The following is a 19224-nucleotide window of genomic DNA, read 5'->3' as shown; positions in this document are numbered from 1 at the left end:
AGACAGGTAAGGGCATGTCCGGCACCCAGCGCGAGGTCGAGTTCCGCTTCCTGGCCCAACCGACCGATGTGAACTTCGGCGGCAAGGTCCATGGTGGCATGGCGATGAAGTGGCTCGACCAGGCAGGCTACGCCTGCGCGGTGGGCTGGAGTGGCGCCTATTGCGTCACCGCATCGGTCAGCGGCATCCAGTTCCTCGCCCCCATCCTGATCGGCGACCTGGTCACGGTGCGGGCACGACTGATCCACACCGGCACCTCGAGCATGCACCTCTCGGTGGACGTGCTCGCGCGCGACCTGCGCAGCGGTGAAGAGCGACTCGCCACCAGCTGCGTGATGGTCTTCGTGGCGCTGGACAAGCCCGACGGTGGCAAGCCCACGCCGGTACCGCCCTGGACGCCCGTCGAAGAGAAGGACCGGCGTCTGCAGGAATACGCGCTCAAGCTGATGGAGATGTCGCGTGCGATGGAGCCGCTGGTCCGCGCCACCCGCGAGGCCTGAACCGCCGACAGGGTCGGCGATTCACTTCGCACAAACACTTCACTTCCCCCGAACCCGCCGCTACACTGCGCGGCCCCCTTGCCAGGTACCCGTCCCGGCAGGGTGTCACGGCGTTCGGAAGCCGCTGCCGCATGTGATTTCAGCGTGCGGAAGTTGTTGACAGTTTCCGGGACGCTCGCGACAATAGGCGTTCTTTGTTGGAGGAATACCCAAGCGGCCAACGGGGGCAGACTGTAAATCTGCTGGCTTACGCCTTCGGTGGTTCGAATCCACCTTCCTCCACCAGACGAGTTCCGCGTAGTGCGGGAGTAGTTCAATGGTAGAACTTCAGCCTTCCAAGCTGATTGTGCGGGTTCGATTCCCGTCTCCCGCTCCATTGTTCTCACGCGCGCTGCGTCACGTGCTCATGTAGCTCAGTCGGTAGAGCACTTCCTTGGTAAGGAAGAGGTCGCTGGTTCGATTCCAGTCATGAGCACCATCTTCGTCGTCCGCGGCGGTTCCTTTTTTACTATCTCATTGGCTCCAGCGGAGTTTAGCGCTCATGGCAAAGGGTAAGTTCGAACGTAAGAAGCCGCACGTCAACGTCGGCACCATCGGTCACGTCGATCACGGCAAGACCACGCTGACGGCTGCGCTGACGAAGATTGGCGCCGAGCGTTTTGGCGGCGAGTTCAAGGACTACGGTTCGATCGACGCGGCGCCGGAAGAGAAGGCGCGCGGTATCACGATCTCGACCGCGCACGTGGAATACGAATCGCCCAAGCGCCACTACGGCCACGTCGATTGCCCGGGGCACGCGGACTACGTGAAGAACATGATCACGGGTGCGGCGCAGATGGACGGCGCGATCCTGGTGTGCTCGGCCGCGGACGGCCCGATGCCGCAGACGCGTGAGCACATCCTGCTGTCGCGCCAGGTGGGCGTGCCGTACATCGTCGTGTTCCTGAACAAGGCCGACATGGTGGACGACGCCGAGCTGCTCGAGCTGGTCGAGATGGAAGTGCGCGAGCTGCTGTCGAAGTACGAGTTCCCGGGCGACGACACGCCGATCGTCCACGGTTCGGCGCGTCTGGCGCTGGACGGTGACCAGTCGGAGATCGGCGTGCCGTCGATCATCAAGCTGGTCGATGCGCTGGACAGCTGGATTCCGGAGCCGGAGCGCGACATCGACAAGCCGTTCCTGCTGCCGGTGGAAGACGTGTTCTCGATCTCGGGTCGTGGCACGGTGCTGACCGGTCGCGTCGAGCGCGGCATCGTCAAGGTGGGTGACCCGGCCGAAGTGGTCGGTCTGAAGGACACCCAGACCACGACGGTGACGGGCGTGGAGATGTTCCGCAAGCTGCTGGACCAGGGTCAGGCCGGTGACAACGTCGGCGTGCTGGTTCGTGGTCTGAAGCGTGAAGACGTCGAGCGTGGCCAGGTGCTGGCCAAGCCGGGTTCGGTGACGCCGCACACGGAGTTCGAGGGTGAGGTGTACATCCTGTCGAAGGACGAGGGTGGCCGTCACACGCCGTTCTTCAGCAACTACCGTCCGCAGTTCTACTTCCGCACGACGGACGTGACCGGTTCGATCACGCTGCCGGAAGGCGTGGAGATGGTGATGCCGGGCGACAACGTGAAGATCAGCGTCAAGCTGGGCTTCCCGATCGCGATGGACGAAGGCCTGCGCTTCGCGATCCGCGAAGGCGGTCGTACCGTCGGCGCCGGCGTCGTCTCCAAGATCAACAAGTAAGAAGACAAGCGATGCCGGTCCTGTGGGATCGGCACCCGGTCGCGGGGCGGGTGGGTCATTGACCGCCCGCCTTCGCGGTTCCACTGTTTTACCTGTACGCCAGTAGCTCAATTGGCAGAGCAGCGGTCTCCAAAACCGCAGGTTGGGGGTTCGAGTCCCTCCTGGCGTGCCACTCTTGAGTGCGCATGAATACGAAGGCACAAGAAGCCAAGGGTTTGGGCCCGGCCGACATCGGCAAGCTGGCGCTTGCGCTGGTCGTGCTCGCCGCAGGCATCGTCGGTTTCTACTATTTCAGCGATAACCCGAGCGTGCCGTCGTTTGCGCGCGTCGTTGGTGTGCTCGTCGCTGTCGCGGCCGCCCTGGCGATCGGCGCCTTCACGGCCCCGGGTCGCAAGCTGCGCGGCTTTGTCGCCGAATCGCAGTTCGAGTTGCGCAAGGTCGTCTGGCCGTCGCGCGACGAAACGCTGAAGACCACTGGTATCATCATGGTGGTCGTCGTCATTCTTTCGCTGTTGATGGGGCTGATCGACTGGTTGCTGAAGTCGCTCGTGCTCGATTGGCTGCTGAAACTCGGACATTGAGGTAAGGCATGAGCAAGCGCTGGTACGTGGTTCACGCCTATTCGGGGTTCGAGCAGCAGGTTCGCAAGGCCCTCGACGAGCGCGTCAAGCGCGAGGGCATGGAAGAGAAGTTCGGTGAGATCCTGGTTCCGACCGAGGAAGTCATCGAGATGCGCGGCGGCCAGAAGCGTCGCAGCGAGCGCAAGTTCTTCCCCGGTTATGTCCTGGTCCAGATCGAGACCGATACCAGTGGCAAGACGCCGCGTATCGACGACGAATGCTGGCATCTGGTCAAGGAAACACCGAAAGTCATGGGTTTCATCGGCGGTACCGCCGACCGTCCGCACCCGATCCGCGACAGCGAGGCCGAGGCCATCCTGAGCCGCGTCCGTGAGGGTGTCGAAAAGCCCCGCCCGAAGGTCCTCTTCGAGCCAGGCGAGATGGTTCGCGTCACCGACGGTCCGTTCAACGACTTCAACGGCGTGGTCGAAGAAGTCAATTACGAAAAGAGCCGCCTGCGTGTCGCGGTGCTCATTTTCGGTCGTTCTACCCCGGTCGAGCTCGAGTTCGGCCAGGTGGAGAAGGCCTGACGGCCTTCTGGCTGGCCCAGGCCAGCCCATTCGGCATGGGGTTTGCTTAACCCGGGTCGGACGCCTATAATGCCCGGTTCACGCTGGAGCCTTGTGCTCCGGCGTGTCCGTGTTTCAGGGGTTCGCAGGCGCGGCCCTACCACCTCCACGGACGGTCTACAGCGAGGAGCCGCAAGGCGCCAGCACTCGCGAGGAAAGATAAATGGCAAAGAAAGTCATTGGTTACATCAAGTTGCAGGTGAAGGCCGGCCAGGCGAACCCGTCGCCGCCGGTCGGTCCGGCGCTCGGTCAGCGCGGCCTGAACATCATGGAGTTCTGCAAGGCGTTCAATGCCGCCACGCAGAAGCTCGAGCCGGGTCTCCCGATCCCGGTCGTGATCACGGCTTATTCGGATCGTACCTTCACCTTCATCACGAAGACCCCGCCGGCCTCGATCCTTCTCAAGAAGATCACGGGCGTGGCGAAGGGCTCGCCGAAGCCGAACACCGACAAGGTGGGCAAGGTCACCCGTGCCCAGCTCGAGGACATCGCGAAGCAGAAGGAGCCGGATCTCACGGCTGCCGATCTGGATGCCGCCGTGCGTACGATCGCCGGCAGCGCGCGTTCCATGGGTCTGGTGGTGGAGGGTTAAGACATGGCAAAGCTCACTAAGCGTATGAAGGCCGCCACGGCCGCCGTTCAGCCCGGCAAGACCTACGGTCTCGACGAGGCACTGAAGATCGTCAAGGACAACGCCAAGGCGAAGTTCGCCGAGTCGGTCGACGTCTCTGTCCGCCTGGGCATCGATGCGAAGAAGTCGGACCAGGGCGTGCGCGGTTCATCGCTGCTGCCGCACGGCACCGGCAAGACCGTTCGCGTCGCCGTGTTCGTCCCGGCCGGTGAGAAGGCCGACGCCGCCCTCGCGGCCGGCGCCGACGCCGTCGGCATGGACGACCTCGCCGAGAAGATGCAGGCGGGCGATCTCAACTACGGCCGCGTCATCGCCACGCCGGACGCGATGCGCGTCGTCGGCAAGCTCGGCCAGGTGCTCGGTCCCCGTGGCCTGATGCCGAACCCGAAGGACGGCTCGGTCACCGCCGACGTCGCCACGGCCGTCAAGAACGCCAAGGCCGGCCAGGTCAAGTTCCGCAACGACAAGGGCGGCATCATCCATGCCACCATCGGCAAGGCGAGCTTCGAAGCCGCCCAGCTGGCGGACAACCTCAATGCGCTGATCGCCGATCTGCTGAAGGCCAAGCCGGCCGCGGCGAAGGGCCAGTACATCCAGAAGGTGTCGCTGTCGAGCACCATGGGCGTGGGCGTGCCGGTCGATACCTCGACCGTGAACACCTCGACCAAGTAAGCAAGAGTTACGACCCTCGCCGGCCCGGCCGGCGGGGGCACGTTTTTGAGGGCGACCCCGGTTTCGTACCGGGGCAGCCGTCAAAGACCGTAGGCGCGAGCAGCGCGCGACGGCGACGAGCAGGGAGCTCGTGTTGGCAAGGAAACGCCGTCGTCGGTAGCGGGTTCGCTTAATCGGATGCCTCTTCGGGTCCAGCCTGCGTAGATGGTGCAGCCCCTTCTGGCATTCGTTTCGAATCTGGAAAGGCCACCACCCGGGACCCCGTGTCCCCGACGTCAGGACGATGTCGCCCAGGACCGCAAGCGGCAGGAGTCGTGAGCGGAGTTCAATTGGAGGAGTGCAATGGCTCTCAATCTGTCTCAGAAGCAAGAAGTAGTCGCCGAGCTGGCAGAAGTCGCCGCGAAGGCTCACTCCTTGGTCGCCGCCGAATACGCGGGCACCACGGTCTCCCAGATGACCGAGATGCGCAAGAAGGCTCGTGAAACGGGCGTGTTCCTGAAAGTTGTCAAGAACACCCTCGCTGCACGCGCCGTGGCCGGTACCGAATTCGAGGTCGTCAAGGACGCTCTCGTCGGTCCGCTGCTCTATGCGTTCTCCACTGAGGAACCGGGCGCCGCAGGCCGCCTGATCAAGGAATTCGCGAAGACCAACGACAAGCTCAAGACGAAGGTCGTGTCCGTGGAAGGCAAGCTCCTTCCCGCCGCCCACGTCGACGTGCTTGCCTCGCTGCCGACCCGTCAGGAAGCGCTGGCCATGCTGGCTCGCGTCCTCAACGAGCCGGTCACGATGTTCGCGCGCGCCGTCAAGGCCGTTGGCGAGAAGCAGGGTGGTGGCGAAGTCGCCGCCGAAGCCCCGGCCGAAGCCTGATTCGTCGACTTATTTCCATAAGACCCCATTTCAGAAGGTAAGAAACAATGTCCACCCTGACCACCGAACAGATCGTCGAAGCCATCAAGGCCAAGTCCCTGATGGAAATCATGGAGCTGGTGAAGTCGATCGAAGACACCTTCGGCGTCTCGGCTGCCGCCCCGGTTGCCGTCGCTGGCCCGGCCGCTGCCGGCCCGGCTGCCGAAGCGCAGACCGAGTTCGACGTGATCCTGAAGTCCGCCGGCGACAAGAAGGTCGACGTGATCAAGGCCGTCCGCGCCATCACCGGCCTGGGCCTGAAGGAAGCCAAGGACCTCACCGAGGCCGGCGGCGTCGTGAAGGAAGCGGCTTCGAAGGAAGATGCCGAGAAGTTCAAGAAGGACCTCGAAGCTGCCGGCGCCACGGTCGAACTCAAGTAATCGGCGCCTTGCGCGCCAGCTGTTCGACATAGCGTCAAGTGAGCCTGGGGGCGTAAGCCCCCGGGCTTTGGCCGTTCCAGGCCGGGTTCCACGTTCCATGTCCGTTGTTGTTCCGTCGGAAATGGGACATCGGGAGTCGAGGGCAGCGATGCCCTGCGGTACGAATCTCGATCTCCGATTTTCGATTCATCCGATTTTGATCGACCCATTACTGAACCGAGGCGGTACCCACCATGACCTACTCGTTTACCGAGAAGAAGCGCATCCGTAAGGATTTCGGCAAGCGTCCGCCCGTGCTGGGCGTGCCCAACCTGCTGACGATCCAGACCGACTCGTACAAGGAATTCCTGCAGGAGCAGGTCAACCCCAAGCAGCGTGAAGACAAGGGCCTGCATGCCGCGCTGAAGTCGGTGTTCCCGATTTCCAGCTATTCCGGCAATGCCGCCCTCGAATACGTGGATTACCGGCTCGGCGAGCCGGCGTTCGACGAGCGCGAGTGCCGCAACCGCGGCATGACGTTCGGCGCGCCGCTGCGCACGACCGTCCGCCTGGTCATCTACGACAAGGACAGCCCGGCGTCCAAGAAGGCCGTGAAGTACGTGAAGGAGCAGGAGGTCTACATGGGCGAGATCCCGCTCATGACCGAGACCGGCACCTTCATCATCAACGGCACCGAGCGCGTCATCGTCTCGCAGCTGCATCGTTCGCCGGGCGTGTTCTTCGATCACGACCGTGGCAAGACGCACAGCTCGGGCAAGCTGCTGTTCTCCGCCCGCGTGATTCCTTACCGTGGTTCGTGGCTCGACTTCGAGTTCGACCCGAAGGACGCGCTGTTCACCCGTATCGATCGTCGCCGCAAGCTGCCGGTGACCGTGCTGCTGCGCGCGCTCGGCTACACGAACGAAGAGATGCTGCAGATCTTCTTCGAGCACAACGTGTTCCACCTGGGCAAGAAGGGTGGCGTCACCCTCGACCTCGTCGCCGAGCGCCTGCGTGGTGAAACGCTTTCCTTCGATCTCGTGATCGACGGCAAGGTGCTGGTCGAAGCCGGCAAGCGCATCACCGCGCGCCACGTTCGCCAGCTCGCCAGCGAGAAGATCACCACGCTCGAAGTGCCGGACGACTACCCGGTCGGCCGCATCGTCGCGATCGACATGGTCGACAAGGACACCGGCGAGATCATCGCCGCGGCCAACGACGAACTGACCGCCGAGCATCTGGAGCGCTTCCGCAAGGCCGGTATCGAGACGGTGCCGACGCTGTACGTGAACGATCTCGATCGTGGCGCGTACATCTCGAACACGCTGCGCATCGACAACACGCGCACGCAGCTCGAAGCCCTGGTCGAAATCTACCGGATGATGCGTCCGGGCGAGCCGCCGACCAAGGACGCCGCGCAGAACCTGTTCTTCAACCTGTTCTTCACCTTCGATCGCTACGACCTGTCGGCCGTGGGTCGCATGAAGTTCAACCGTCGTGTCGGCCGCAAGGACGTCATCGGCCCGGGCGTGCTGTACGACCACAAGTACTTCGCCGAGCGCAAGGAAGACGAGTGCCAGCGCCTGGTCGCGGAGCAGGGCGAGACGTCCGACATCCTCGACGTGCTGCGCGTGCTCATCGACATCCGCAACGGCACCGGCACGGTCGACGATATCGACCACCTGGGTAACCGTCGCGTGCGTTCGGTCGGCGAAATGGCGGAGAACACCTTCCGCATCGGTCTCGTCCGCGTCGAGCGCGCGGTTCGCGAGCGCCTGTCGCTGGCCGAATCCGAGGGCCTGACCCCGCAGGAACTGATCAACGCCAAGCCGGTCGCGGCGGCGGTGAAGGAGTTCTTCGGCTCGTCGCAGCTCTCGCAGTTCATGGACCAGAACAACCCGTTGTCCGAAGTGACCCACAAGCGCCGCGTGTCGGCGCTCGGACCGGGCGGCCTGACCCGTGAGCGCGCCGGCTTCGAAGTGCGCGACGTGCACCCGACCCATTACGGCCGCGTCTGCACCATCGAAACCCCGGAAGGCCCGAACATCGGCCTGATCAACTCGTTGGCCGTGTACGCCCGCACCAACGCCTACGGCTTCCTCGAGACGCCGTATCGCAAGGTCGAGAACGGCAAGGTCACCGACAAGGTCGACTACCTTTCCGCGATCGAGGAAGGCGACCATGTGATCGCGCAGGCGAACTCGCCGCTGACGAAGGAAGGCAAGTTCATCGAGGACTTCGTCTCCTGCCGTTTCCGTGGTGAGTCCGAGTTGCGTCCGTCGGCCGAGATCAACTACATGGACGTCTCGCCGATGCAGACCGTGTCGGTCGCCGCGGCGCTCGTCCCGTTCCTGGAACACGACGACGCCAACCGCGCGCTGATGGGCGCGAACATGCAGCGCCAGGCCGTTCCGACCCTGCGCAGCCAGAAGCCGCTCGTCGGCACGGGTATCGAGCGCGCCGTGGCGCGTGACTCGGGCGTGACCGTGTCGGCCCGTCGTGGCGGCGTGATCGACCAGGTCGACGCGGCCCGTATCGTCGTGCGCGTCAACGAAGCCGAAGTCGGCGACGACGATGCCGGTGTCGATATCTACACGCTGACCAAGTACACCCGCTCCAACCAGAACACCAACCTCAACCAGCGTCCGCTGGTGAACGTGGGTGACGTGGTGGCGGTGGGCGACACGCTGGCGGACGGTTCCTCGACCGACCTCGGCGAACTCGCGCTCGGCCAGAACATGCTCGTCGCGTTCATGCCGTGGAACGGCTACAACTTCGAAGACTCGATCCTGATCTCCGAGCGCGTGGTGCAGGAAGACCGCTACACCTCGATCCACATCGAGGAACTGACCTGCATCGCCCGCGACACCAAGCTCGGCGCCGAGGAAATCACGGCGGACATCCCGAACGTCGGTGAGCAGGCGCTCGCGCGCCTGGACGAGTCCGGCATCGTGTACATCGGTGCGGAAGTGAAGGCGGGCGACATCCTCGTCGGCAAGGTCACGCCGAAGGGCGAGAGCCAGCTCACGCCGGAAGAGAAGCTGCTTCGCGCGATCTTCGGCGAGAAGGCCTCGGACGTTAAGGACAGCTCGCTGCGCGTGCCCCCGGGCATGGACGGCAATGTCATCGACGTGCAGGTCTTCACCCGCGACGGTATCGAGAAGGACAAGCGCGCCAAGCAGATCGAAGAGACCGAACTGAAGCGGATCCGCAAGGATCTCGACGACCAGTTCCGTATCCTCGAAGGCGCGATCTACGCCCGCATGCGCTCGCAGCTGGTCGGCAAGACCGCGATGAGCGGTCCGGGTGGCCTCAAGCGCGGTACGACGATCGACGACGCCTACCTGGACGGCCTGAAGAAGGACGACTGGTTCAAGATCAACGTCAAGGAAGAGGAAGTGTCCGAGTTCCTCGAGCGTGCGGCCGAACAGGTCAAGCGCCACAAGGAGAACTTCGACAAGCGCTTCAAGGAGAAGCAGGGCAAGATCACCCAGGGCGACGACCTCGCGCCGGGCGTGCTCAAGATGGTCAAGGTCTACCTGGCCGTCAAGCGCCGCATCCAGCCGGGCGACAAGATGGCCGGCCGCCACGGTAACAAGGGTGTCGTGTCGATGATCGTTCCGGTCGAGGACATGCCGTTCTCCGCCGACGGTCGTCCGGTCGACATCGTGCTGAATCCGCTGGGCGTGCCTTCGCGTATGAACATCGGCCAGATCCTCGAGGTTCACCTCGGCTGGGCGGCGAAGGGTCTCGGCCACAAGATCGAGGCGATGATCCAGGCCAACGAGAAGCCCGCCAAGCTGCGCGAGTTCCTCGACGAGGTCTACAACCACGGCAACGCCGGTGCGGAAGGCGCGGTGCGTCACGTCGACCTCAAGTCGATGTCCGACCACGAGATCGTCTCCCTGGCGAACAACCTCTGCGACGGCGTGCCGATGGCGACGCCGGTGTTCGACGGTGCCGAGGAGTCCGAGATCAAGCACATGCTCAAGCTCGCCGACCTGCCGGAATCCGGACAGACGGTGCTCTTCGACGGCCGTACCGGCGAGGCGTTCGATCGCCCGGTCACCGTCGGCTACATGCACATGCTGAAGCTGAACCACCTCGTCGACGACAAGATGCACGCGCGTTCGACGGGACCGTACTCGCTCGTTACCCAGCAGCCGCTGGGCGGCAAGGCGCAGTTCGGTGGCCAGCGCTTCGGCGAAATGGAAGTCTGGGCGCTGGAGGCGTATGGCGCTGCGTACACCCTGCAGGAAATGCTGACCGTCAAGTCGGACGACGTCCAGGGCCGCAACCAGATGTACAAGAACATTGTGGACGGCAACCACGAAATGGCCGCGGGCATGCCGGAATCCTTCAACGTACTCGTGAAGGAAATCCGCTCGCTCGGCATCGACATCGAACTCGAAGAGATCAAGTGATCGTCGCGGCTACCGGAGATTACGCATGAAAGACCTGCTCAATCTGTTCAACCAGCAGCGACAGACGCTGGATTTCGACGCGATCAAGATCGCTCTGGCTTCGCCGGAGTTGATCCGCTCGTGGTCGTACGGCGAAGTGAAGAAGCCGGAAACCATCAACTACCGCACGTTCAAGCCTGAGCGTGACGGTCTGTTCTGCGCGGCCATTTTCGGTCCCATCAAGGACTACGAATGCCTGTGCGGCAAGTACAAGCGCATGAAGCATCGCGGCGTGGTCTGCGAGAAGTGCGGCACCGAGGTCACCCTGGCCAAGGTCCGTCGCGAGCGCATGGGCCACATCGAACTGGCCAGCCCGACCGCGCACATCTGGTTCCTGAAGTCGCTGCCTTCGCGCATCGGCCTCATGCTGGACATGACCCTGCGTGACATCGAGCGCATCCTGTACTTCGAAGCCTTCGTGGTGATCGATCCGGGCTTGACCGCGCTCGAGCGCGGTCAGCTGCTCAGCGAAGACCAGTACCTGGAAGCCACCGAGGAGCACGGTGACGAATTCGATGCTCGCATGGGTGCCGAGGCCGTCTACGAGTTGCTGAAGAGCCTCGACCTGCCGGGCGAAGTCATTCGCCTCAAGGAAGAGATCTCGTCGACGAATTCCGAGACCAAGCTGAAGCGCCTCACCAAGCGCGTGAAGCTGATCGAGGCGTTCCTCGAGTCGGGCAACAAGCCGGAATGGATGGTCATGACCGTCCTGCCGGTGCTTCCGCCCGACCTGCGTCCGCTCGTTCCGCTGGACGGCGGCCGCTTCGCGACCTCCGACCTCAACGACCTGTACCGTCGCGTCATCAACCGCAACAACCGCCTGAAGCGTCTGCTCGAACTCGCCGCGCCCGACATCATCGTGCGCAACGAGAAGCGCATGCTGCAGGAGTCGGTCGATGCGCTGCTCGACAACGGCCGCCGCGGTCGTGCCATCACCGGCACGAACAAGCGCGCGCTGAAGTCGCTCGCGGACATGATCAAGGGCAAGCAGGGCCGCTTCCGCCAGAACCTGCTCGGCAAGCGCGTCGACTACTCGGGCCGTTCGGTCATCGTGGTCGGCCCGACGCTGCGCCTGCACCAGTGCGGCCTGCCGAAGAAGATGGCGCTCGAGCTGTTCAAGCCCTTCATCTTCGCCAAGCTGCAGGCCCGTGGCGAAGCCACCACGATCAAGGCCGCGAAGAAGCTCGTCGAGCGCGAGGAAGCGCAGGTCTGGGACATCCTCGAGGACGTGATCCGCGAGCACCCGGTCATGCTCAACCGTGCGCCGACCCTGCATCGCCTGGGTATCCAGGCGTTCGAGCCGGTCCTCATCGAAGGCAAGGCGATCCAGCTGCATCCGCTCGTGTGTACGGCGTTCAACGCCGACTTCGACGGTGACCAGATGGCCGTGCACGTGCCGCTGTCGATCGAGGCGCAGCTCGAAGCCCGCGCCCTGATGATGTCGTCGAACAACATCCTGTCGCCGGCGAACGGCGAGCCGATCATCGTGCCGTCGCAGGACGTCGTGCTCGGCCTGTACTACATGACCCGCGAGCTGATCAACGCGAAGGGCACCGGCATGGTGTTCGCGAACGTCGGCGAAGTGCGTCGTGCGTACGACAACCGTGCGGTCGAACTGCACGCCAAGGTGAAGGTGCGCGTGCGCAGCGTGGAAACCGTCGATGGCGAGCGCGTCGAGCGCCTCGTCCTGGTCGACACCACGGTGGGTCGCGCCCTGCTCGCCGAGATCATCCCGGAGGGCTTGCCCTTCGCGCTGGTCAACACCGAGCTGACCAAGAAGAACATCTCGCGCCTGATCAACCAGAGCTACCGTCTGCTCGGCCTGAAGGAATCGGTCGTGTTCGCCGACAAGCTGATGTACACCGGCTTCCGTTTCGCGACGCGCGCCGGTATCTCCATCGGCATCGACGACATGAAGATCCCGGCCGAGAAGAAGGGCATCCTCGAGGAAGCCGAGAAGGAAGTCGTCGAGATCCAGGAGCAGTACCAGTCGGGCCTGGTGACCGCCGGCGAGCGTTACAACAAGGTGGTCGACATCTGGTCGCGTACCAACGAACTCGTCGCCAAGGCGATGATCGACGGTATCGGCACCGAGAAGGTGCAGGACGCCGACGGCAACACGGTCAACCAGAAGTCGATGAACTCGCTGTACATCATGGCGGACTCCGGCGCGCGTGGTAGCGCGGCGCAGATTCGTCAGCTGGCAGGCATGCGTGGCCTGATGGCTCGCCCGGACGGCTCGATCATCGAGACGCCCATCAAGGCGAACTTCCGCGAAGGCCTGAACGTCCTGCAGTACTTCAACTCGACCCACGGTGCCCGTAAGGGCCTCGCGGATACCGCGCTGAAGACCGCGAACTCCGGTTACCTGACCCGTCGCCTCGTCGACGTGGCTCAGGACGTCGTCATCACCGAGCACGATTGCGGCACGGAAGATGGCGTGCTGATGTCGCCGATCGTCGAAGGCGGTGACGTGGTCGAGCCGTTGCGCGAGCGCGTGCTCGGTCGCGTCGTGGTCGAGGACGTCTACGCCCCGGGCGATGACGACCAGCCGATCGTGACCCGCGACACGCTGCTCGACGAGTACCTGGTCGACCAGCTCGACAAGGCCGGCGTGCAGCTGATCAAGGTCCGTTCGCCGATCACCTGCCGTGCCAGCCACGGCGTGTGCGCCCTGTGCTACGGCCGCGACCTCGCTCGCGGTCACCTGGTCAACATGGGCGAGGCCGTGGGTGTGGTCGCCGCGCAGTCGATCGGTGAGCCGGGTACCCAGCTGACGATGCGTACGTTCCACATCGGTGGCGCGGCGTCCCGTGCGGCCGCGGTGGACAACGTGACGGTCCGCACGACCGGCGCGCTGAAGTTCAACAACCTGAAGTCGGTCGAGCATGCGCAGGGTCACCTGGTCGCCGTCTCGCGTTCGGGCGAAGTGAGCGTCATCGACGCCAACGGTCGCGAGCGCGAGCGTTACAAGGTGCCTTACGGTGCGACCATCGCGGTGAAGGACGGCGACCCGGTCAAGGCCGGCCAGACCGTCGCGAACTGGGATCCGCATACCCACCCGATCGTCACGGAAGTGGCCGGCGTGGTCCGCTTCATCGACTTCATCGATGGCGTGACCGTGCAGTCGCAGACCGACGAACTGACCGGCCTCGAGTCGGCGGTGGTGACGGATCCGAAGCGTCGCGGCACGCAGGCGAAGGACCTGCGCCCGATCGTTCGCCTGGAAGACAGCAAGGGCCGCGAGCTCAAGCTGCCGGGTACGGACATCGCGGCCCAGTACTTCCTGCCGGCCGGTGCGATCGTCTCGATCCAGAACGGTGCCGAAGTGGGCGTGGGCGACGTCGTCGCCCGTATCCCGCAGGAAACCTCGAAGACCCGCGACATCACGGGTGGTCTGCCGCGCGTCGCCGACCTGTTCGAAGCCCGCAAGCCGAAGGAGCCGGCGATCCTCGCGGAGCGCTCGGGTATCGTCAGCTTCGGCAAGGACACCAAGGGCAAGCAGCGCCTGATCATCAAGGACGTGGACGGCAACGAGCACGAGGAGCTGATTCCCAAGTGGCGCCAGGTCATCGTGTTCGAGGGCGAGCACGTGGAGAAGGGCGAAACCGTCGTCGACGGCGAGCCGAATCCGCACGACATCCTGCGCCTGCTGGGTGTCGAGCCGCTGGCCTCGTACCTGGTCAAGGAGATCCAGGACGTCTACCGCCTGCAGGGCGTGAAGATCAACGACAAGCACATCGAAGCGATCATTCGCCAGATGCTGCGCAAGGTCGAGATCACCGAGCCCGGTGACAGCACCTACCTGCGCGGTGAGCAGGTCGAGCGCGTCCGGATCAACGAGGAAAACGAGCGCGCCGAGAAGCGGGGCGAGCGTCGGGCCGAGTTCGAGTCGGTCCTGCTGGGCATCACCAAGGCCTCGCTGGCCACCGAGTCGTTCATCTCGGCGGCTTCGTTCCAGGAAACCACCCGCGTCCTCACCGAGGCGGCGGTCCGTGGCACCCGGGATACGTTGCGTGGCCTGAAGGAAAATGTTATTGTTGGGCGGCTAATCCCTGCGGGTACGGGTCTGGCATACCACGCTTCGCGTCGTAGCCAGGGCGGACTGACGGCCTCGGAGCTGGAAACCCTCTCGGGTTCTTCGGCACCGGCTGTCACGTTCGAAGAGGCTCCCGCCGGGTCCAACGATAGCGCCGAGTAAGGCCCGTACCCGGGTTTTGCTCGTACATACGAAATGAGGCGCAAGGATGCGCCTCGTGTTCGGAATCAGGGACGATGGGCGCTGGCCCGCTTCGCGGGCGGCGCACGTCAACAACGCTTCTCTGGCGGGCCGATCTATCGGTCTGCCTTTATGTTTCTCAGGAATAGCTTCGCATGACGACAGTCAACCAGTTGGTGCGCAAATCCCGCAGCCCGAAGGCGTACAAGAGCGCCTCGCCGGCCCTGCAGAGCAGCCCGCAGCGCCGCGGGGTGTGCACGCGCGTTTATACGACCACTCCGAAGAAGCCGAACTCGGCGCTGCGTAAGGTTGCCAAGGTGCGCCTGACCAACGGTTTCGAAGTCATCAGCTACATCGGTGGCGAAGGTCACAATCTGCAGGAGCACTCGGTGGTCCTGATCCGCGGCGGTCGCGTCAAGGATCTCCCCGGTGTGCGTTACCACACGGTTCGCGGCAGTCTCGACTGCGCCGGCGTGACCAAGCGTCGCAAGTCGCGCTCGAAGTACGGCGCCAAGCGCCCGAAGAGCTGAGTAGAGGACAAGAATTATGTCGCGTAAAGGTTCCCATCCCGCCCGTGTGGTCCTCCCGGACCCGAAGCACGGAAGCCAGCTGATTGCCCGTTTCATCAATATGGTGATGAAGTCCGGCAAGAAGTCCGTCGCTGAAGCCATCGTCTATGGCGCCCTGCAGCACATCGGCGAGAAGAACGCCGAGCCGGTGCAGCTCGTCGAGAAGGCCCTGGGCAACATCGCCCCGGCCGTCGAGGTGAAGTCCCGCCGAGTCGGCGGTGCCACGTACCAGGTGCCGGTCGAAGTCCGTCCGGGCCGTCGTATGGCTCTCGCCATGCGTTGGGTGATCGACGCAGCGCGCAAGCGCGGCGAAACGTCCATGCCGCGCAAGCTGGCCGCCGAACTGCTCGAAGCCTCGGAATCCCGTGGCGGCGCCGTCAAGAAGCGCGAAGAGACGCATCGCATGGCGGAGGCCAACAAGGCCTTCTCGCATTACCGCTGGTAATTACAGCTCCAGATTGAGGAAAGACCGTGGCACGCACTACGCCCATCGAGCGCTACCGCAACTTCGGCATCATGGCTCACATCGATGCCGGCAAGACCACGACCACGGAGCGCATCCTGTTCTACACCGGTGTCAGTCATAAGATTGGCGAGGTGCACGACGGTGCCGCTACGATGGACTGGATGGAGCAGGAGCAGGAGCGCGGCATCACCATCACTTCCGCCGCCACCACGGCGTTCTGGAAGGGCATGGATCGTTCGCTGCCCGAGCACCGCTTCAACATCATCGACACCCCGGGACACGTCGACTTCACCATCGAAGTGGAGCGTTCGCTCCGCGTTCTCGACGGTGCCGTGTTCGTCCTCTGTGCCGTGGGTGGCGTGCAGCCGCAGTCGGAAACCGTGTGGCGCCAAGCCAACCGGTACAAGGTGCCGCGCCTGGCGTTCGTCAACAAGATGGACCGCACCGGCGCGAACTTCTACAAGGTCGTCGACCAGCTGAAGAGCCGCCTTGCCGCCAACCCGGTGCCGATGCAGGTGCCGATCGGTGCCGAGGACAACTTCGAGGGCGTCGTCGACCTCCTCAAGATGAAGGCCATCAAGTGGGACATGGAGTCCCAGGGCATGAAGTTCGAATACGTCGAGATTCCCGCCGAGCTCCAGGCCAAGGCCGAGGCCGATCGTACGGCCATGATCGAAGCCGCGGCGGAAGCCACGGAAGAGATGATGGACAAGTACCTCGGTGGCGAAGAGCTGACCGAAGCCGAGATCATCGAAGGCCTGCGCCTGCGTACGCTGAAGAGCGAGATCATCCCGGTCTTCTGCGGTACGGCGTTCAAGAACAAGGGCGTCCAGGCGATGCTCGACGCGGTCGTCAATCTCCTGCCGTCGCCGCTCGACCGTCCGCCGGTCGAAGGCATCGACGAAGACGAGAAGCCGGACACCCGCGAAGCCAAGGACGATGCACCGTTCTCCGCGCTCGCGTTCAAGATCATGACCGATCCGTTCGTCGGCGCGCTGACGTTCTTCCGTGTCTATTCGGGCACGCTGAACGCCGGTGACCAGGTGTACAACCCGGTCAAGTCGAAGAAGGAGCGCATCGGCCGCATCCTGCAGATGCACGCCAATGAGCGTCACGAACTGAAGGAAGTCCGCGCCGGCGATATCGCCGCGGCGGTCGGTCTGAAGGACGTCACGACCGGTGACACGCTGTGCGCGCAGGATCACATCATCACGCTCGAGCGCATGTCGTTCCCCGAGCCGGTGATCTCGATGGCGGTCGAGCCGAAGACCAAGTCGGACCAGGAAAAGATGGGTATCGCCCTCGGCCGCCTGGCTGCGGAAGATCCGTCGTTCCGCGTCCGTACGGACGAAGAGTCGGGCCAGACGATCATCTCGGGCATGGGCGAGCTTCACCTGGACATCCTGGTGGACCGCATGCGTCGCGAGTTCAACGTCGAAGCCAACGTCGGCAAGCCCCAGGTGGCTTACCGCGAAACGATCCAGGCGTCGGACGTCAAGTCGGACTACAAGCACGCCAAGCAGTCGGGTGGTAAGGGTCAGTACGGTCACGTCGTGATCGAACTGTCGCCGATCACCGCTGCCGACCGTAAGGATGAGAAGCTGGCCGCCCAGATCAAGGACGACTTCCTCTTCATCAACGACATCACGGGTGGTGTGATTCCGAAGGAATTCATCCCGTCGGTCGAGAAGGGCCTGCGTGAGACGATCACCTCGGGTCCGCTGGCTGGTTTCCCGGTCGTGAACACGAAGGTCAAGCTCGTCTTCGGTTCCTACCATGACGTCGACTCGTCCGAAATGGCGTTCAAGCTCGCCGCTTCCATGGCGTTCAAGCAAGGTTTCGCCAAGGCGCAGCCGGTGCTGCTCGAGCCGATCATGAAGGTCGAGGTCGTGACGCCGGAAGATTACGTCGGTGACATCATGGGCGACCTGAGCCGCCGTCGCGGCATGCTGACCGGCCAGGACGATACGCCGTCGGGCAAGACCATCAACGCGATGGTTCCGCTCGGTGAGATGTTCGGCTACGCCACCACGATCCGCTCGTTGAGCCAGGGCCGTGCGATGTTCACGATGGAGTTCGATCATTACGATCCGGCGCCGAAGAATGTCGCCGACGAGGTCATGAAGAAGTCCTGATAAGGGCTTCTTCTTTAAACATATAACGTTCTTTTAGAGGTTTAGAGTCATGGCAAAGGGTAAGTTCGAACGTAAGAAGCCGCACGTCAACGTCGGCACCATCGGTCACGTCGATCACGGCAAGACCACGCTGACGGCTGCGCTGACGAAGATTGGCGCCGAGCGTTTTGGCGGCGAGTTCAAGGACTACGGTTCGATCGACGCGGCGCCGGAAGAGAAGGCGCGCGGTATCACGATCTCGACCGCGCACGTGGAATACGAATCGCCCAAGCGCCACTACGGCCACGTCGATTGCCCGGGGCACGCGGACTACGTGAAGAACATGATCACGGGTGCGGCGCAGATGGACGGCGCGATCCTGGTGTGCTCGGCCGCGGACGGCCCGATGCCGCAGACGCGTGAGCACATCCTGCTGTCGCGCCAGGTGGGCGTGCCGTACATCGTCGTGTTCCTGAACAAGGCCGACATGGTGGACGACGCCGAGCTGCTCGAGCTGGTCGAGATGGAAGTGCGCGAGCTGCTGTCGAAGTACGAGTTCCCGGGCGACGACACGCCGATCGTCCACGGTTCGGCGCGTCTGGCGCTGGACGGTGACCAGTCGGAGATCGGCGTGCCGTCGATCATCAAGCTGGTCGATGCGCTGGACAGCTGGATTCCGGAGCCGGAGCGCGACATCGACAAGCCGTTCCTGCTGCCGGTGGAAGACGTGTTCTCGATCTCGGGTCGTGGCACGGTGCTGACCGGTCGCGTCGAGCGCGGCATCGTCAAGGTGGGTGACCCGGCCGAAGTGGTCGGTCTGAAGGACACCCAGACCACGACGGTGACGGGCGTGGAGATGTTCCGCAAGCTGCTGGACCAGGGTCAGGCCGGTGACAACGTCGGCGTGCTGGTTCGTGGTCTGAAGCGTGAAGACGTCGAGCGTGGCCAGGTGCTGGCCAAGCCGGGTTCGGTGACGCCGCACACGGAGTTCGAGGGTGAGGTGTACATCCTGTCGAAGGACGAGGGTGGCCGTCACACGCCGTTCTTCAGCAACTACCGTCCGCAGTTCTACTTCCGCACGACGGACGTGACCGGTTCGATCACGCTGCCGGAAGGCGTGGAGATGGTGATGCCGGGCGACAACGTGAAGATCAGCGTCAAGCTGGGCTTCCCGATCGCGATGGACGAAGGCCTGCGCTTCGCGATCCGCGAAGGCGGTCGTACCGTCGGCGCCGGCGTCGTCTCCAAGATCAACAAGTAAGAAGGATCGCCGGGGCGGGGCAACCCGTCCGGTTTCGAAAAGCGGAGGCGAAAGCCTCCGCTTTTTTTTTGTTCTTGTGAATGGTGGGTCGGGCTCGCCTTCGGCATCGCGGGGTGCGCGGTCGCGGCAAGAGCCGGCGAGCG

14 protein-coding genes and 4 tRNA genes are annotated in these 19224 nt (G+C 63.7%); all 18 read left to right on the top strand.

Going from position 1 to position 19224, the window contains the following annotated elements; translation table 11 throughout:
* The first annotated feature begins 14 nt into the window (after positions 1-14).
* The 18 genes from ACN9M2_RS14765 to tuf (ACN9M2_RS14680) all read left to right on the top strand — a co-directional run bounded on the left by ACN9M2_RS14765 (position 15) and on the right by tuf (ACN9M2_RS14680) (position 19081).
* Positions 15-500 carry an acyl-CoA thioesterase gene (locus ACN9M2_RS14765; RefSeq protein ID WP_426285407.1) on the top strand — a complete coding sequence of 162 codons (486 nt, stop codon included), beginning with the start codon at positions 15-17 and terminating at the stop codon, positions 498-500.
* A gap of 199 nt (positions 501-699) precedes the next feature.
* Positions 700-785: transfer RNA gene (locus ACN9M2_RS14760), tRNA-Tyr, on the top strand.
* 17 nt (positions 786-802) lie between these two features.
* Positions 803-876 (top strand) — tRNA-Gly (locus ACN9M2_RS14755).
* 26 nt (positions 877-902) lie between these two features.
* Positions 903-978: transfer RNA gene (locus ACN9M2_RS14750), tRNA-Thr, on the top strand.
* A gap of 63 nt (positions 979-1041) precedes the next feature.
* A complete protein-coding gene (tuf, locus tag ACN9M2_RS14745) occupies positions 1042-2232 on the top strand; it encodes an elongation factor Tu (protein ID WP_426285401.1) in 1191 nt (396 codons plus the stop codon).
* Positions 2233-2328: 96 nt separating this feature from the next.
* Positions 2329-2404: transfer RNA gene (locus ACN9M2_RS14740), tRNA-Trp, on the top strand.
* Positions 2405-2447: 43 nt separating this feature from the next.
* Complete coding sequence (gene secE / locus ACN9M2_RS14735; protein ID WP_426285406.1) at positions 2448-2813, top strand: preprotein translocase subunit SecE; 366 nt, start codon at positions 2448-2450, stop codon at positions 2811-2813.
* Between the two features lie 8 nt (positions 2814-2821).
* Positions 2822-3382 carry a transcription termination/antitermination protein NusG gene (gene nusG / locus ACN9M2_RS14730; protein ID WP_306849827.1) on the top strand — a complete coding sequence of 187 codons (561 nt, stop codon included), beginning with the start codon at positions 2822-2824 and terminating at the stop codon, positions 3380-3382.
* A gap of 202 nt (positions 3383-3584) precedes the next feature.
* Complete coding sequence (gene rplK, locus ACN9M2_RS14725) at positions 3585-4013, top strand: 50S ribosomal protein L11 (RefSeq protein ID WP_306849829.1); 429 nt, start codon at positions 3585-3587, stop codon at positions 4011-4013.
* A 3-nt stretch (positions 4014-4016) separates the two neighbouring features.
* On the top strand, positions 4017-4724 hold the full coding sequence (gene rplA, locus ACN9M2_RS14720; RefSeq protein ID WP_306849831.1) for a 50S ribosomal protein L1: 708 nt from the start codon (positions 4017-4019) through the stop codon (positions 4722-4724).
* A gap of 342 nt (positions 4725-5066) precedes the next feature.
* On the top strand, positions 5067-5591 hold the full coding sequence (gene rplJ / locus ACN9M2_RS14715; protein WP_306849834.1) for a 50S ribosomal protein L10: 525 nt from the start codon (positions 5067-5069) through the stop codon (positions 5589-5591).
* Between the two features lie 47 nt (positions 5592-5638).
* On the top strand, positions 5639-6010 hold the full coding sequence (rplL, locus tag ACN9M2_RS14710; protein WP_426285405.1) for a 50S ribosomal protein L7/L12: 372 nt from the start codon (positions 5639-5641) through the stop codon (positions 6008-6010).
* Positions 6011-6243: 233 nt separating this feature from the next.
* Entirely contained in the window at positions 6244-10413 is a 4170-nt protein-coding gene (rpoB, locus tag ACN9M2_RS14705) for a DNA-directed RNA polymerase subunit beta (protein WP_426285404.1), read from the top strand.
* A 25-nt stretch (positions 10414-10438) separates the two neighbouring features.
* A complete protein-coding gene (gene rpoC / locus ACN9M2_RS14700) occupies positions 10439-14653 on the top strand; it encodes a DNA-directed RNA polymerase subunit beta' (protein WP_426285403.1) in 4215 nt (1404 codons plus the stop codon).
* A gap of 173 nt (positions 14654-14826) precedes the next feature.
* Positions 14827-15201 carry a 30S ribosomal protein S12 gene (gene rpsL, locus ACN9M2_RS14695; RefSeq protein ID WP_036115505.1) on the top strand — a complete coding sequence of 125 codons (375 nt, stop codon included), beginning with the start codon at positions 14827-14829 and terminating at the stop codon, positions 15199-15201.
* Positions 15202-15217: 16 nt separating this feature from the next.
* Entirely contained in the window at positions 15218-15685 is a 468-nt protein-coding gene (gene rpsG / locus ACN9M2_RS14690) for a 30S ribosomal protein S7 (protein ID WP_090059100.1), read from the top strand.
* Positions 15686-15711: 26 nt separating this feature from the next.
* Positions 15712-17841, top strand: a complete 2130-nt coding sequence (fusA, locus tag ACN9M2_RS14685) for an elongation factor G (protein ID WP_426285402.1) — start codon at positions 15712-15714, stop codon at positions 17839-17841.
* A gap of 49 nt (positions 17842-17890) precedes the next feature.
* Entirely contained in the window at positions 17891-19081 is a 1191-nt protein-coding gene (gene tuf, locus ACN9M2_RS14680; protein WP_426285401.1) for an elongation factor Tu, read from the top strand.
* Positions 19082-19224: the final 143 nt, after the last annotated feature.

The organism is Luteibacter sp. E-22, assembly GCF_049913125.1.
GTDB lineage: Bacteria > Pseudomonadota > Gammaproteobacteria > Xanthomonadales > Rhodanobacteraceae > Luteibacter.
This window is presented reverse-complemented; position numbering and strand designations above follow the sequence as displayed.